The following is a 16,436-nucleotide window of genomic DNA, read 5'->3' as shown; positions in this document are numbered from 1 at the left end:
CAGATTTAAGCCGTAGTGTAGCTATTGATTTTGAAACTTCCGGCTACTCGGCCCACAGCGCTTGCGCCGTGGGCCTTGCTCGTATTGAGCAGGGCAGTGTGACCGATGTTTTTTACAGTCTCATCAGGCCGCCGTCATCGCGCGTGATGTTTACCGAGATCCACGGTTTGACCTGGCCCATGCTGAAGGATGCGCCCACTTTTGCCGAACTGTGGCCGCAGATAGAGGCCTTTGTTGAAGGGGCGGGCAGCCTGCTTGCGCACAATGCCTCCTTTGACAAGCGTGTGCTTGCCGCAAGTTGCCATGCAGTGGGAGTACAGGAACCCCGTGCGCCTTTTTTGTGCACGCTCAAAGGCTCCCGCCGCAGTTTGCCGCTTGCCTCCAAAAAGCTCAGCAGCGTGAGTGCCTACTTTGGCATAGCGCTGAACCACCACCATGCCGGTTCGGATGCGGAGGCCTGCGCCCGCATCTATTTGCAGTTGCGCGCTCTGGGCGTAACCGACGCACAGATGAAACTGTAAGCCGCAGTTCGTCCATTCCCGCAGATTGACCCCGCCCGGATTTACGGGCGGTTTTTTTTTGCGCTTGCGGTCTGGCCTGGCGGAACTGCCTGCGTCTGTCAAAATACCGACCCTCTGCCCGTTCTTTGTTTTTTAACATGCTTTAATTACATGATTTTTATGCTGTGGAACGCTTGTTGCTAAAGACTTGGCAAGCAGATTTCCGTGAACCACGGGGGTACGTAGTATGAAATCAATGTTCAATATGCAGATAGGCCTTGTGGGCAAGGTCATGGATATGCAGTTGCAGCGGCAGAACGTTATCTCGGGCAATATCGCCAACGTGGAGACGCCCAACTACAAGCCGCGCGAACTGTCTTTTGAAAAAGAGCTGCAATCGGCCCTTGGTCTTGACGCAAGAGGGGAGATGACCCGCACGGAATCTTCTCACATGCCCACGGCTTTCAGGCCTGATTCTTTTGGGCCGGAATGGGACATGGCGATCAAGCCGCGTGTTGTTCACGGCGAAGACCGCGTGAATATTGATAAAGAAATGGCCAAGCATGCCAAGAACCAGTTGCAGTACACAGCGCTTACCCAGGTGATGAGCAAGTCTTTTGAAGGACTGAACAACATCATCCAGGATGGCAAGCAGTCCTGATTTTTGCCCGCAGCCGCGCCGCTTCCATACGCGGCATAAGAACCCCGGCAGCGGACAGTGTAGGAGGAAGCCATGGACTTCATGACGGCATTTGATATCAGCGCGTCCGGCCTTGCAGCCGACCGCACCCGCATCAACACCATTTCGATGAACCTTGCCAACGCCAAGACAACGCGCACGCCCCAGGGCGGGCCGTACCGTCGGCGTAGCGTGGTGCAGCAAACGGCTGATGTGGATGATCCTTTTTCCATCCACATGCGCTCGGCCCTCGACAGGGCGGTCCAGGGCGTGCGTGTTTCTGCCGTGACCATGGACAACCGGCCCTTCAAGCGGGTGTACGAACCAGGCAACCCTGACGCCAATGCGGAAGGCTACGTCATGTACCCCGATATCAACGTGGTTGAGGAAATGGCCAACCTCATGACTGCCCAGCGCAACTATGAGGCCAACGTCACTACGGTGGATGCCGTCAAGGGCATGTTTATCAAGGCTTTGGATATTGGCCGCTAGGGTCTGTTACTAAATAGTTATTGTGGTCGATCACTGCGTCATCCAGCATTTTTTACTCCAGGCATGGACAGAAAGCGTCCACTCCTGTCGTAAAAAAACACTGCTTTCCTTTGTCATCGGCGCAAAATCTTTTATTTGGAAGCAGCCCCTAAGGTATGACCACGGTTGCAGCATAAAAAAGTTTTTTTTGGAGCGCGGAGGTTGTTATGAGCATTCAGGCAGTTGGCATGCGGGCGTACAGCGAGGCAGTGCAGAATTTCAGCAAGGTGCAGAGCACCCTGCAGCAGGGCGGCTCCATCGGCGGCCAGACCCAGTTTGCCAAAACTCTTGACCAGAGCCTTTTGCGTGACAGCGTTGACCGGGGCGAAAATTTTGGCGCCCAAGCGGATTTTATCAAATATCCCACGCAGGCGCACACGCCGGTGACGCCGCAGAACAGTTTTTCCGGCACCATCAAAAATTCGCTCAATAAGGTTAACGAACTGGACAGCGCCAAAAATGCAGCCATCGAAGATTTTGCCGCAGGCCGCACCCAAAATGTGCACGAACTCATGATCACCATGCAGAAATCCAGCATGGCCATGAAGCTGACCTCTGCCGTGCGCGGCAAGGTGCTTGAGGCCTATAAGGAAATTTCCCGCATGCAGTTCTAGGAAACTGCGTGAGCACCTGTTCCAGCCTGGCGCGGCGCGTTTATTTACGTTGCGATACGCCCGGGCAGGTGTATTTTTCAAATTCCAGCTTTTCCTTTCCGCGCGTGATACTCCTGAACGCCGAATCCCCCACTGGCTTTGCCCTGGGGGATTCGGCGTTTCTGGCGCAGTGTCACAAATTTGAACGAGTCGGCGGGCATTTTTAAAAATACTGTAATTGCAGTGTGTTAAAAAGTGGCATGGCAATTGCTTTGCCAGGGCATATGCCCGGCCAACGTGCCGGAATTACGCCACGTCTTCGCAGGAGCAACCATATGCCGGCTTTTCTTATGCAACTTGTCAATTCCATCAAGGCAGTCTGGGCCCGAATGAGCGTCGCGCAGCGCGTGATGGTTCTGGGTGGATTTGTCTTCATCAGCTCTGCGGCCATTGGCCTTTCTGTCTGGGCCTCGCGGCCCGACTTGAAAGTGCTGTATTCCAACCTCAGCGCCGAAGACGCCAGCGTTGTCATCAAGTCGCTTCAGGCCGACAAGGTCATGTACCAGCTTACGGACAACGGAAAAACCATTCTTGTTCCCAAGGAAGTTGTGTATGATGAACGCATCAAGATTGCAGGCGAAGGCGGTCTTGTGGGGCAGGGCATTGGTTTTGAAATTTTTGACAAGGTCAAGGTAGGGCAAACCGACTTTGTGCAGAAAATAAACTACACCCGCGCCTTGCAGGGTGAACTTTCGCGCACCATCAGCGAATTCCCCAATGTGGAAAGCGCGCGCGTGCATCTGGTCATTCCGCACCGCAGCCTGTTTGTGGAAGAACGCCAGTCCCCCTCTGCCTCGGTTGTGCTCAAGCTCAAGCGGCCCAACCTCAAGCCCGACCAGAAAGAAATCAACGCCATCCTCAACATGATGCTCATGGCTGTGGAAGGGCTTGATAAAACGCATGTTTCCATTTCAGACAATGGCGGCAAGGTGCTGTATCAGCCGGAATCAGACAGCCTCGCCGGTGCAAGCACCACCCAGATGGAACACCGCCAGCAGGTGCAGCGCAACCTTGAACGCCGCATTGAAGAAATGTTGCAGCCCATGTTTGGCCCTGGCCGAGTTATCGCCAAGGTCAACGTGGATATGGATTTCAGCCAGCGCACCATCCGCCGCGAACTGTTTGACCCCGAAAAAACCGCAGTACGCAGCGAGCAGCGCAGTGAAGAAACCCAGCAGGGCCGCTCGAATCTTGAGGGCGGCTCGCCGGACGCCAACTTTCGTGGTGATGGCATAGCCGGATCTGTTTCACAGCAGAACGGCAGCCGCGAAACCCGCACCACCAACTACGAAATTAACAAGGAAGAGCAGCAAATCGTATCTAATGTGGGCGATTTAAAGCGCATGACGGTTGCAGTCCTTATCGATGGGACGTATGAAAAGACCAGCGGAGCGTGGACATTTGTGCCGCGCAAGGCCGATGACCTTGAGCGAGTGCGCCAGCTTGTTACCAATGCCGTGGGTCTGGACAAGGCCCGTGGCGATGCTCTGGAAGTAAGCTCCGCTCCGTTTACGGATTCCGAGCCGCCCAAGGATCCCAATTTTGCCGAAATGCTGGCCGATTATGCCGAACGGCTGGGCAAGCCCCTGCTCAACGCGCTGCTGGCCTTCTTGTTCCTCATGCTTGTGGTGCGGCCTGTGGTTCTGGCCCTCATCCGGCCCAAGGTTGAAGCCGGTGAAATGATTGAGGGGCTTGAAGGCCTGCCCGCAGCCGAAGAACAGCTGGCTCTGTATGAGGCTCTTGAAGAGGCCTCCAAGGCAGATGATGAAATCGGCGCGGACGAAGAAGACGATGAACTGGTTTTCAAAGATATTGAAGCCTTGAAGTCGCACATTTTCACCCTTTCTGATAATCATATGGAGCAGGTGGTGATGCTGGTGCGCGGCTGGATGAAAAACGATGAAACAGCTACCGCCTAAAGCATCAAACCGTCAATTGACGGAAAGCAGCTCGACGCTCTCGCAGCTCAAGGCCTTGCGCCTTGCGCAAAAAGAAAGCAATCAGCGCGTTGAGGAATTGAAAATGCGGCTCTTCCACATTACCGAGCAGCATATGGATCAGGCCGTGCGGCTTATCAAGCGCTGGCTTGCAGACAAGGAATGAGCAACCCCGAGCAGCCTAGTGCGGATCTCGGTGAAGGAGTAGGGAGATGGAGTTGACCGGCAAACAGCGTACTGCAGTGCTGCTGCTCGCCATGGGCGACAAATTCACGGCTGACGTGTTCAAACGCATGGACCGGCAGGAAATAGCCGACATCTCCAGAGCTATCGTGGAATTGGAGCCTGTGCCGCGCGAAACAGTCGAAGAAGTGCTGCGCGAGTTCCATGAATCGCTGGTTGAAGGCGTGGATATGATCACGGGCGGCAGCGACACGCTGAAGCGTCTGCTGGTCAAAAACCTTGATCCTGAAACCGCCAAGTACGTTATGGACTCCCTGAGCCTTGAAACCGGTCCCGCGCCCTTCCGCGAGCTGGAATCGGTCAGCCCCAAGCTGCTTTCACAGATTCTGCGCAACGAGCATCCGCAAACCCTGGCTTTGATCATTGGTCATCTGCATCCGGATCAGGCCGCCAATTTATTGACAAACCTTCCCGCAGGTGTGCGCGCAGAGGTGCTCATGCGCCTTGCGCGGCTTGAAGCCGTGCCGGAAGAAATGCTCATGGAAGTGGACAAGGTGCTCACAAGCCAGCTTATCGCCATGGGCGGCAAGGAAGGCAAAAAAGTGGGCGGCGTGCAATCTGTGGCAGAAATTCTCAATGCTGTGGACCGCGCCACAGAAGAAGAAGTGCTCTCCGAAATCGAAGAAGATTCCGCGCAGATGGCCGAAGATATCCGCAACCTCATGTTTGTCTTTGAGGACTGCAAGAATATTGACGACCGTGGCGTACGCGAAATGCTGAAGGAAATTTCCAACGAAGATCTTACCCTAGCCCTGCGCGGCGCCAGCGACGACCTCAAGGAAAAATTCTTCAAGAATATGTCGGAACGCGCGGGCAACATGATTCGCGAAGAACTGGAATTCATGGGGCCGGCCAAACTCTCGGACGTGGAATCGGCCCAGCAGAATGTCGTCAAGATCGTGCGGCGGCTTGAAGGCGAAAACAAGCTTGTCATCAGCCGTGGCGCTGGCGACGTGTTTGTGTAGCGGCCAGCCGCAGAATCTGTAACCATCGGAACCCGGCATGGCGTCAGACCAGTTGCGCAAAAAATGGGGCACCATCTTCATGGGCGAGCGCGAGGCTACACCTCAGCAGCTTGACGCCATGCAGGAACCCTTGCTCCGTGAACGCGCCCAGCACCAGCAGCAGGAGGACTATCTTGCTCGGGTGCGCGCCAGGGCCGAGCAACGCGCGCGCGAAATTCTTGGCGCAGCCTATGCCGAAAGGCAGAAGGTTCTGGAGGAGGCCGGGGCAGAGGCTCAGGCCCGCGTGGAGCAGTTCACGCGCGAAGCGAAAGAGCTGAAGGCTCAGGCGCAGGCAGAACTGGCCGAGGCCGAGGCCGAGCACGGCAAGGCCCGTGATCTGCGCGAAGAAGCCGAGTTTATCCGCAGTAATGCGCATAATGAGGGCTTTCAGGCGGGCATGGAGCAGGCCGGGGCCGAGCTTAAGGAGTTCCGCGTCGATGTGGGGCAGATGCTCGGCAACATGCTGCGCGCTCTTGAGGCGCAGCGGCACAGCCTTGGTGAAGCCTGGCGCGACGAACTGGCCGAGCTGGCCCGCGTGGCCGTTGAGGCCGGAACTGGCTGGATTTTGCAGGCAGAACATCAGCGCATTTTGCAGAATCTGGTCTTTGGTTCCCTGCAATTGCTGGAAGACCGCGCCACCGTGAGCATCCGCGTGCACCCCGATGACGAAGACACCGTGAGCGACCTGTTTCGGGCCGCCCGCGAGCGTGTGCCCGAACTGAGCCAGTGGATCGTGAACGGCGATCCTTCTGTTGAGGCTGGCGGCCTTGTGGCCGAGAGCGTCAGCGGTTCGGTGGAAAATCTGCGCGAACATTACCGCGAAATGGTCAACGGCATTCTGGAGCATCTGACCTTGCCGCCGCGCTCAGAGGAAGAAAAGGCGGGGGAAGAGGTGAGCGCCACCGCTGCGCGTGAATCTGCGCGGCTGACGCAAGTCGTGCCCGAGGCTGCACCTGTGGTGGAGCCAGAGCCAGAACTGCCCGTTGAGCCTGTCGATACGATGGGCCAGCCGGAACTGTTGCCAGAACATCTGGCAGAACATTCTGCTGAAACTCTGGCGGCTGATACCTCGCCGGAATCCGGGCCGGAATTTGCGCCCGAATCTGCACCAGGTATGGCCCAAGATGCGCTGCCAGAGCAGGCCGCTTTTGTCGGTCAGGATGGCACTGGCCTCGCTCATGACGAAATTTTGCCCGCATCCGGGCCTGTTGATGTGGCTGCTGCCGCTGAATCTTTTGAGCAAGGGCAGGAACCTGCGCCAGTTGATGTTGCCGCACAGCCAGATGCCGCAGTTCCTTCTGCCAATGCCTCGCCCGAAATAATGCAGGATTCCATGCCCGAACCCGGAGTGCAGGCAGACGAGCAGGTTGCAGAATCATCCCCGGCCCCGATGGCGCAGCCTGTTGATGGTATTGAAGGGCAGCCCGCACAGGAGCAGGCTCCACAACCTGCCCATGCTCAGGCAGCGGAGATCAACGCCAATCCCAGCCTTGCCGAGCTTGAGGACGAGCTATTTCCCCTGCCGGAAGAGGAAACGGAACACGTCTCGCAATCTTCTTCCAGCGTCTTTGTCAGCGGGGGCTTCCTGCCCGGCTCGGGCAACGGCCAGCCGGGATAGCCAGCCATGAAGCTTGACCCTGATTCCTGCATAAAGCTGCTCAAAACAAGCACCCCTGTTCGTCTCTACGGCAAGGTCAACAAGGTTGTGGGCCTTGTGGCCGAGGGCAGCGGTTTGCGCGCGCCCCTTGGGGCCGTATGCCATATGCTGCCCGATGAAGGCGACGACGGCATCGCCGCAGAAGTTGTGGGCTTTCGCGAGGGCAATCTGCTGTTCATGCCCTATGGCGACATGCGGGGCATCCGCCCCGGCAGCCGTATCCGCAACACAAGTCTGCCCCCGGTATTCCCGGTAGGGCCGGATTTGCTGGGCCGCGCCTTTGACGCTTTCGGTACCCCGCTGGATGCCGGTGCGCCCATAAGTGCGGAACTCTACGTTTCACCTCTTCCAGCGGGGGAAAGCTCCAGAGAAGATTTTCTCCGCCAGCAGGAAGAGCAGCGCCCCTTTGTGCCCCACTGGCTTGAGGAGGCCCGCAAAAACTGGAATCCGGAGCTGGTGCCCATCTATGCCGATCCGCCAAGCCCCCTGCAACGCCCGCGCATTACCGATATTCTTGATGTGGGCGTGCGCTCGGTCAACAGCCTGCTGACCCTTGGCAAGGGGCAGCGCGTGGGCATCATGGCCGGTTCGGGCGTGGGCAAATCCACGCTCATGGGCATGATGGCCCGCTACACCCGCGCTGATGTCAACGTCATTGCCCTCATTGGCGAACGCGGTCGCGAAGTTGTGGAATTTATGGAGCGCGATCTCGGCCCCGAGGGCATGGCCCGCTCCGTGCTGGTTATCGCCACGTCAGACCAGTCTCCTCTTGTGCGTATGCGCGCGGCCTATGCCGCCACGGCTGTTTCGGAATATTTCCGCGATAAGGGTATGGACGTGCTGCTGATGATGGACTCCGTAACCCGTTTTGCCATGGCTGCCCGCGAAGTGGGGCTGGCTGTTGGCGAGCCGCCCACCACCAAGGGCTATACGCCCTCGGTTTTTGCCCAGTTGCCCAAGCTGCTGGAACGGGCAGGGCGTTCCGCCAAGGGGACCATCACAGGGATTTATACCGTACTTGTGGACGGCGACGACTTTAACGAACCCATCGCCGACTCCGTGCGTTCCATCCTTGACGGGCATATTGTGCTTACCCGCGATCTGGCCGACCAGGGGCATTTTCCCGCCATTGACGTGCTGCGTTCCATCAGCCGTCTGCGTTCCGACATCTGCGACCGGCAGGATGTTCTCGCGGGCCGTGTTGTCACCCGCTGCATGAGCACCTTCCGCCGCGTGGAAGACATGATCAATATCGGGGCCTACGCCAAAGGCTCCAATGCGGAGATTGACGCGGCCATTGCCAAGATGCCGGACATCAACGCCTTTTTGCGGCAGGATGTGGGCGAACCCCAGTTTGTGGAGCAGTGCATGGCCCAAATGCGCGCTCTGGCCGATATGGACGATGGCCAGCAGGGCGATCCCCAAGGCAATCCGCAGGGCGGCATGCCTGTACCGCAACAGCCCAACGGCGTTGCGCCGCTGTAGTTTTATCCATAATTTTCTTTTCCACATTTGTTTTTTTGAGAATGGGAATTCTGTCACATGCAGCTTGAAGGCGGCTTAGTGCTGTGCTAGGTTCAATGTGTAACTGTTGGCGCTGCGCGGTTTTTTGCGTTGCCGCAGGTTTACAGCCTTATCTTGTGGAGCCGCCATGTCCCTGAGCCGTCTGTTGGGCTTTTTAACGCGAGGCGCCCGCCGGGGCGACGAAGCCGTTTCCTCTTCTTCCGTCAGCGCGGCGGAGGAAGCCCAACGCTTTTTTGCCTTGCGGCACCACTCCTTCCGTCTGTTTCTCACGGCATGGAACGCCTTTCAGGAAACCATGACCGATCTGGAATACACGCTTTGCTGCGATCATCCTTTTGGCCTGTATCGTGTGCGGGCGCTCTGTACCTCTATGGCCACCCAGGTTTTTCAGTGTATCAAGCAGCTTGAACGGCTTGATCCCGCGCCTTGCCCGGCCCTTTACGCACGCTTTGGCGAATTGCAAAAGCTGGTGGCGGAAGAAGTGTACGAGCCGGAAGCCTGCCTGCTCGGGCCGCTGGTTGTTCCCCTGTGTCAGGACGATGCCGGATGCCTGGCAGCTCTGCACAGCGAGGGGCGGGTGCTGGTGGATCCTGCAACCGCCCGGCTTGAGAAACTGCGCCCCATTTTCCCCGGTGCTGTGCCGCAGGGCTTTGTGGTCACGGCGGCGGGGTGTCAGCACTATTTTCAGAGCGGCGACCTGCAAAGCGAGATCAACCGCTGCATTCAGGCTGCTGGCGGCCTGGCCCCCAACCATCTTGCGCGGCTTTCCAAAAAGTTGGGCGCGCTGGTGGAGGGAACCCCCCTGCCGGAAGACCTTGCCGCTGCCATCCTTGAGCAGGTGCAGCGTTTACGTGGCCTTTGCAGCAAGCCCATGCAGCTTTTGCTGCGCGGGCGCGTATGGCCGCCTGCCGCAGGTGAGGGCGAAGGCTGCGGCGTTGTGCTGTGGGGGCCGCCTGTTTCGTTGCAAGCGCATGACGATGATATTTTGCGCGCGGTGCGCGTAACCCTGTCCAGCAAGCAGCGCGCTCAGGCTCTGGTTTACCGCCGTGCGCGCGGGCTGACAGAAGGAGGGGCTGGCGTCTGCCTCACCTGTATGGCGGTGGATGAGGGCTGTTTTGGCGGCATTGCCCAGTCATCTGCGCCATTGACCCCGCACAGCGAAAACGTGCATGTCTACGGATGCGCGGGCCTGCCGCAGGAGGTGGAGTATTCCACCATGCCTGTTGACGCCATAAGTGTTTCGCGCGCGGCGCCGCACACGGTGACAGACCGCCGTCCTTATAAAGCCAAGCGCCCGGTGCTGGACGATGCCACCGCCGTACGTGCCGCAGAACTTGCCCTCGCAGTGGAAGAAGCCGCCGGAAGGCCCGAGGTGCTCACCTGGGCATGCAACCCCGAAGGCCATGTTTTTATGCTCATGGCGCGGCCCATGTCCTTGCCTCAGGAGGAAGACCCCGCCTTGCCGGAGCCTGCCTTGCCTGAACCGTCCAGGGCGCTGGACGATGCCCTGCTGCTGGAAGGGGGATTTACTGTCAATCCGGGCCGCGTATCCGGCCCTGCCTGGGTGGCCCGCCGCTGGGAAGACGCGCGCAGGTTCCCCACCGGCGGCATCCTTGTGGTGCCGGACGACAACTACATTTGGGGTTCGCTCATTGACCGCGCCGCCGGAATTGTGGCGGAGCGCGGTTTTCAGGGGTCGCGTCTGGCTTCGCTGGCGCGGGAGTTCGGCAAGCCCGCCGTCTTTGGCCTTAAATGGGCCACGGAAGTGGTGGAAAGCGGTCAGCGCATCACCCTTTGCGCTGACCTGCGCACAGTATACGAAAACCGGCAGGATTCCCTGTTGCCCAAGGTACCTCCGGGCAAGGACTATATGCCCGGCAGCCCCGTATACCAGATTTTGCAAACCGCCTCCCGCCGTATTCTGCCCCTGACGCTTGAGGTGGACAGCGTGGACTTCAAGGCGGCTAACTGCGCAACGTATCACGACATTGTGCGCTATTGCCACGAAAAGGCCGTGAGCGCCATGTTCAGCCTTGGCTCGGAAAAAAAGTACGCCCCGCAACGCATCAAGCAACTGCGCGACAAGGTGATCAAACAGTTCTGGGTGGTCAACCTCAGCGATGGCTTTGTGCGTACCCCCAGCGGGCCTGTCATTGACGTGGAAGACATTGCCTCCCTGCCCATGCTGGCCTTGTGGCAGGGCATGAACGCCCACCCCTGGCAGGGGCCGCCGCCTGTGGACGGCAAGGGGTTTCTTTCCGTGCTTTTTGAGGCCACGGCCAATCCCAATCTGGATCCTGCCGCGCAGACGGCGTATTTCACTGAAAAAAATTATTTTCTTATCTCCAGCGATTATTGCAGCCTGCATTCCCGCTTTGGCTTCCATTTTGTTTCGGTTGAGGCGCGCCTTTCAGAGCGCACCAGCGAGAACTACCTGAATTTCCAGTTGCGCGGCGGCGCTGCCGACATTGAGCGCCGTATTCTGCGGGTACGCTTTGTGGCCGATATTCTTTGGGAGTTCGGTTTTTCACCCGTTGTGCGCAATGATGCCGTGAGCGCCACGCTCAAGGATCTGGACAAGGAAGAAGGCGAGCGCCTGCTGGCGGTGGCAGGGTATATGACCATCCACACCCGCCAGCTCGACATGATCATGCAGGACCCAGGCCAGGTTGCGGCCCGCCGCCAGGAAATGCTGGCCCACTGCCGGGCGCTTTTCAGGGGGGAATCCCTGGCTGGCGTTGCTGATTCTCCATCCCAGGAGGCCCGTTAATGTCGTCCACCGTGCCTGCATCCCACAGAGGCTACAGGGCCATATACCGCCGTTTGCTGATAACGCTGCTGCTCATGGCGCTTACGCCGCTGGCTGCTCTGGGGATGTTTTGTCTGGACAGGCTCAGCGCCATCTATGACGAAAAAATCACTGCGGGCATTGAGGCTGTCATCAGCAGCAAGCACCGCGCCCTTGATACCTTTATGGTGGAGCGCATCGCGCAGGTCAAAAATCTGGCCTTCACCCACCCATATTCTGATCTCAGCAATCCAGCGCGCCTGAGCGAAATTTTCAGCGTAATGCAAAGCAACAGTCGCTCGTTTGTTGATCTGGGCATTATCGGTATGGATGGTCGCCATGTTTCCTATGTGGGGCCGTTTGACCTGCGGGACGCCAATTATTCCGAGGCCCCCTGGTTCTCGGAAGTGCTGCGCAAGGGCGTGTATGTCAGCGATGTATTCATGGGCTACCGCCACGTGCCGCACTTTATCATTGCCGTGCTGCGGCACGAGGGCGGGCGCACCTTTATCATGCGCGCCACCATCGACATGGACGCCATTGACGCCCTGTTGCGGCGCATATACTCCGGCCCGCACAGTGACGCATTTATCGTCAGCAACACTGGAGTGTTGCAGACGGGTTCGCGTTTCTACGGCTCTATTATGGGTAACTTTGCCCTGCCGCAGGAAAATCTGACCCGCAACAATGTGGTTACCATGCGATCGGTCGTTCCCAGCGGGGAAGAAATGCTGGTGGCCATGATGCGGTTGGATTCCATGCCCTGGGTGCTGGTGGTCATGGATGATGTGCGCGACAGTCTCAAGCCCCTGCGGCAGCTCAAGGCGCTGATACTCTTTTTTACACTGCTTGGCGGCGCGCTGACCTGCATGGGCGCGGAGCTGTGCACCCGGCGGCTTGTGGCTTCGCTTGAAGCCTCGGATCAAAAGCAGGCCCACATTGACGCGCGCATGTTGCAGTCAAGCAAGATGGCCGCTCTGGGCAAGATGGCGGCTGGCGTAGCGCACGAAGTCAACAATCCCCTGATGCTCATTCAGGAAAACGCGGGCTGGATACGCGACCTTCTAGACGATGAAGACCCGTCAACCATGAAGAATTACAAAGAAATTTTCGATAGTACGGAGAAAATCGAGCAGCACGTCAAGCGCGCCAAGGGTATCACCCAGCGCATGCTGGGCTTTGGGCGGCGCATGAATCCGGGCCGTACGGAAATTCTTATCAGCTCCCTGGCAGATCAGGCCGTGGAGATGCTCAAAACCGAAGCCGCCAACCGCAATATCGCCATCGTGCGGCAGTACGATGCGCATGTTCCCGTAATTTTGTCCGACCCGGCCCAGCTTGAACAGATATTCATCAATGTGATAGACAATGCTATTGATGCCATGGGCAAGAATGGCACCCTGACCGTCAGCACGCAGCCCTGGCGTACCGGAGTGCGCGTTTCCTTTACCGATACCGGGCCGGGCATGGATCAGGAAACCCTGCGGCAGATTTTCGACCCCTTCTTTACCACCAAGAAGGTGGGCGAGGGCACGGGGCTTGGCCTTGCCATCTGCTATACCATTCTTGAAAAGCTCGGTGGGCGCATAGACGTGCAGAGCGAACTTGGGCACGGCACCACATTCAATATTTTTCTGCCTGCGGAACCGCCGCAGCTCGCGCCTGAAGAAAGCGCAGAAGCATAATACCACTAGGCGGCCCCAATGGGGCATGCTGCCATATGAAGGAGGCCTCCATGCGCGCATTGTTTGTGGACGACGAAGTGGAATTTCTGGAACTGATGGAAAAACGCCTTACCCGGCGCGGTATGGAAGTTGTAACCGCGCCCGATGGGCAGTCGGCCCTCGATCTGCTGGACCAAGCCCTGCAATCGGGCGAGATGTTCCAGATTGTGGTCATGGATGTGCGCATGCCTGGCATGGATGGTCTGGAAACCCTGCGCCACATGAAGGAAAAAGCCACCAATCTGCCTGTCATTCTGCTTACGGGGCATGCCTGCATGGGCGTGGCCGTGCAGGGGCTTGACCTGGGCGCGTATGACTACATGCTCAAACCCGTAGCCATCAGCGAGCTGATTATCAAGATGGAGGAAGCGGCCCGGTCCGCTATGTGACATGACGGTGCTCGACTGCCTGCGAAAGTGGCTGGGGCGCGATGGCTCGGGTGAGCCTGACGCGGAACAGCTTGCCCGTGAGGAGGCTTTCAAGGCCCACCTGAGGGAGCGTTGCACGCGCTTCCGCCGCTTGCTGTCGTCCAACAAGACAGCCCTTGAGGCCATGAGCGATGTAGAGGAGCACCTCTCTGGCGCGCGGCCTTTCGGCATGGATTATGTGCATGCCGTAAGCACTCGCGCCGTAACGGCGGTTTTTCAGATGGTGCGCGACCTCAACGCACTTTCAGATGAAGGCTACGAGCCTTTGCAGCAGGCCTTTGACCGCATTCGTGAGCAGATGCAGAATCTGCTTGAAGATCAGCCGCATCAGGACGGCCCCAATATCATGCCGCTTGGCGATATCCGCCTGCACCACATCACCCTTGTGGGCGGCAAGATGGCCAATCTGGGCGAAGTGGCGGCCCATGCAGGTCTGGACGTGCCGGACGGTTTTGCCGTGACGGTCAGCGCCTACTACCGCTTTATGGAATACAGCGGCCTGCACAGCGAACTGAACCGCCGCATTCAGGCTACGGATATGCACAGCCTGGATGAAGTTTTCAGCCTTTCTGCGGCATTGCAGCAGGCCGTGCTCAGCGCGCCGCTGCCGCCGGAACTGGAGCAGGAAATTACCGAGGCTGTGGCCGCCATGCAGCGCCGGGCCGGGCCGGGTCTTGCCCTTGCACTGCGCAGCAGCGCCGTGGGCGAGGATTCGCTTGGCGTCTCCTTTGCCGGGCAGTATCGCTCCGAACTTAACGTGCCGCCGGAAGAAGCCTGCGAAGTCTGGAAAGAAATTATCGCCAGCAAGTATGCCGTAACCGCCATGAGCTATCGGTATCAGCACGGTATCCCTGACGATGCTGCGCCCATGTGCGTGGGTGTGCTTGCCATGGTGCCAGCTGCCGCTGGCGGCGTGGCCTACAGCCGGGATCCTGTTGCTGCCGCGCGCGGGCAGGAACAGGTGCTGCTCAATGCCGTGCCGGGACTGCCTCAGGCAGTGGTGGACGGCGCGGTTACACCTGATGTTTTTATTTTTACCCGCACCAATCCGCCGCAGCCCATAAGCAAGACTCTCGCCGGGCTTGCAGGTGTGCCAGCCAGCCTCACCGATGCGCAGGCCGCAGACCTTGCCCAGGTTGCGCTGGCACTGGAAGAATACTACGCCGAGCCGCAGGATGTGGAATGGGCGCTTGATTCCCGCAATGGGCGTATTGTGGTGCTGCAAAGTCGCCCCCTGCACGAGGCGGATGCCGCCACTGAAAATCGGGCCGATGTTGCTGACGGTGCAGCGGTGGGGCCGGGCGAGTGTAAAATCCTGGCGGAAGATTTGCCTGAAGGCCTTTCCATGCTGGCTTGCGGCGGCGTTGCCGTAAGCCCCGGCGTGGGCATGGGGCCTGTGTTTGTGGCCCGCAAGGAAGCGGATATGCTTTCCTTCCCCAAGGGCGGTATTCTGGTGGTCGAACGGGCCTTGCCCCGCTGGGCCCCTCTGCTTTCGCGTGCGTCTGGCATGGTCAGCGAAACGGGCGGCATGGCGGGGCATCTGGCCTCTGTGGCGCGGGAATACCGCCTGCCTGCCGTGTTCAGCCTGCCCAATGCCTGTAGCCTGCTGGACAATGCCGGAGACGCCACTCTGGATGCCGTGCGCTGCGCCGTGTTTGCGGGGCTGAATCCCGAGCTTGCCGCTCAGGTGACGGAGCCGCCCAATCTCATGGAAGGCAGCCCGGTGCACCAGCGGCTTGAGGCCCTGGCGACCCTGATGGTTCCCCTGCATCTGCTGGACCCGGAATCACCGGAGTTTGCGCCGGAGCATTGCCAGACCCTGCACGACATTACCCGCTTTTGCCACGAGAAATCCGTACAGCTCATGTTTGAGGAGGGCTCGGATGTCAACCAGCGCATGGGCAAACAACTCAAGGCCGGGGTCAAGCTTCAGTACTGGATTGTGGACATGGGCGGCGGTTTCAGGCGGCATGTGGGCGGCGCGGTGGTGGATATCGCCGATATTGCCAGTACGCCCATGCTGGCGCTGTGGGACGGCATGGTGGCCGTGCCCTGGGCCGGGCCGCCTGCGGCAAGCGCCTCGGGCTTCATGAGCGTGATGCTTGAAAGCACCATGAATCCGGACCTGGAAAGCACTGCGCCCAATGCCATGTCCAACAAAAACTTTTTTATTATTTCTGATAATTACATGATTTTGCAGGCCCGCTACGGCTACCACTTCTGTACGGTGGAAAGCCTTGCAGGCGCAAATAATCATGAAAATTTTGTGAGCTTTCAGTTCAAGGGCGGGGCCGCCGACCGGCAGCGCCGCCGCCTGCGCGCCCGCATGGTGGCTGACCTGCTGGAGGCGCATGGCTTCCGCGCTGACGTGAAGGACGACTCGCTCTTTGCCGTGGCGGAAAATTTCCCTGCTACCGATATTCTGCAAAAAACCCGTATGCTCGGCTATCTGCTCATTCATACCCGGCAGGTGGACATGATCATGCTTGAGCAGGAGCGCGCCGCAGCCCTCAGGGAAAAACTGGGCGGCGACATGGCCTCGCTGCTCGACAGACCTTTACCGTCGGGCAATTAGAGCAGGTTATGAATGATATGAGTTAACCGCATTGCAAGGTTTTTCCTGAAAATCCTTGATACAAAATGTGAACAGGCAGGCTTTTGCCTGCCACAAGTAAAGGTTCCAGAGATATCTGCTCTGGTGGGGCACATTGAATTACCCTGTAGCGCTCACAGCTGGAATTGTCTGGCCTGATTTTTCCCCTTTGTTT

13 protein-coding genes are annotated in these 16,436 nt (G+C 58.5%); all 13 read left to right on the top strand.

Annotated elements, in window-relative coordinates; genetic code table 11:
- Window positions 1–23: 23 nt before the first annotated feature.
- Window positions 24–521, top strand: coding sequence for a 3'-5' exonuclease (locus JMF94_RS07815; RefSeq protein ID WP_240824582.1), 498 nt, complete (start codon window positions 24–26; stop codon window positions 519–521).
- 226 nt (window positions 522–747) lie between these two features.
- A complete protein-coding gene (gene flgB, locus JMF94_RS07810; RefSeq protein WP_240824573.1) occupies window positions 748–1,161 on the top strand; it encodes a flagellar basal body rod protein FlgB in 414 nt (137 codons plus the stop codon).
- A gap of 72 nt (window positions 1,162–1,233) precedes the next feature.
- Window positions 1,234–1,671, top strand: a complete 438-nt coding sequence (gene flgC, locus JMF94_RS07805) for a flagellar basal body rod protein FlgC (RefSeq protein WP_240824572.1) — start codon at window positions 1,234–1,236, stop codon at window positions 1,669–1,671.
- A gap of 206 nt (window positions 1,672–1,877) precedes the next feature.
- Window positions 1,878–2,324, top strand: a complete 447-nt coding sequence (gene fliE / locus JMF94_RS15060) for a flagellar hook-basal body complex protein FliE (protein ID WP_346770011.1) — start codon at window positions 1,878–1,880, stop codon at window positions 2,322–2,324.
- A 314-nt stretch (window positions 2,325–2,638) separates the two neighbouring features.
- Entirely contained in the window at window positions 2,639–4,282 is a 1,644-nt protein-coding gene (gene fliF / locus JMF94_RS07795) for a flagellar basal-body MS-ring/collar protein FliF (protein WP_240824571.1), read from the top strand.
- 16 nt (window positions 4,283–4,298) lie between these two features.
- Complete coding sequence (locus JMF94_RS07790) at window positions 4,299–4,466, top strand: flagellar M-ring protein FliF (protein WP_240824570.1); 168 nt, start codon at window positions 4,299–4,301, stop codon at window positions 4,464–4,466.
- A 46-nt stretch (window positions 4,467–4,512) separates the two neighbouring features.
- Entirely contained in the window at window positions 4,513–5,508 is a 996-nt protein-coding gene (gene fliG, locus JMF94_RS07785) for a flagellar motor switch protein FliG (protein WP_240824569.1), read from the top strand.
- Window positions 5,509–5,545: 37 nt separating this feature from the next.
- Window positions 5,546–7,165, top strand: coding sequence for a FliH/SctL family protein (locus JMF94_RS07780; protein WP_240824568.1), 1,620 nt, complete (start codon window positions 5,546–5,548; stop codon window positions 7,163–7,165).
- Window positions 7,166–7,171: 6 nt separating this feature from the next.
- Window positions 7,172–8,689: a FliI/YscN family ATPase gene (locus tag JMF94_RS07775; RefSeq protein WP_240824567.1), complete on the top strand. Its 1,518-nt coding sequence runs from the start codon at window positions 7,172–7,174 to the stop codon at window positions 8,687–8,689.
- A gap of 166 nt (window positions 8,690–8,855) precedes the next feature.
- A complete protein-coding gene (locus JMF94_RS07770) occupies window positions 8,856–11,498 on the top strand; it encodes a PEP/pyruvate-binding domain-containing protein (RefSeq protein WP_240824566.1) in 2,643 nt (880 codons plus the stop codon).
- Window positions 11,498–13,201, top strand: a complete 1,704-nt coding sequence (locus JMF94_RS07765) for a sensor histidine kinase (RefSeq protein ID WP_240824565.1) — start codon at window positions 11,498–11,500, stop codon at window positions 13,199–13,201. Before JMF94_RS07770 ends, JMF94_RS07765 begins: the two co-directional genes overlap by 1 nt.
- A gap of 50 nt (window positions 13,202–13,251) precedes the next feature.
- Complete coding sequence (locus JMF94_RS07760; RefSeq protein ID WP_240824564.1) at window positions 13,252–13,629, top strand: response regulator; 378 nt, start codon at window positions 13,252–13,254, stop codon at window positions 13,627–13,629.
- A gap of 1 nt (window position 13,630) precedes the next feature.
- Entirely contained in the window at window positions 13,631–16,243 is a 2,613-nt protein-coding gene (locus JMF94_RS07755) for a PEP/pyruvate-binding domain-containing protein (RefSeq protein ID WP_240824563.1), read from the top strand.
- The last annotated feature ends 193 nt before the right edge of the window (window positions 16,244–16,436 follow it).

The sequence above is a fragment of the Desulfovibrio sp. UIB00 genome (assembly GCF_022508225.1).
Classification (GTDB): Bacteria; Desulfobacterota; Desulfovibrionia; order Desulfovibrionales; family Desulfovibrionaceae; genus Desulfovibrio.
Note: the sequence above shows the minus strand (reverse complement) of the source record. Positions and strands in the feature narration are given on the sequence as shown.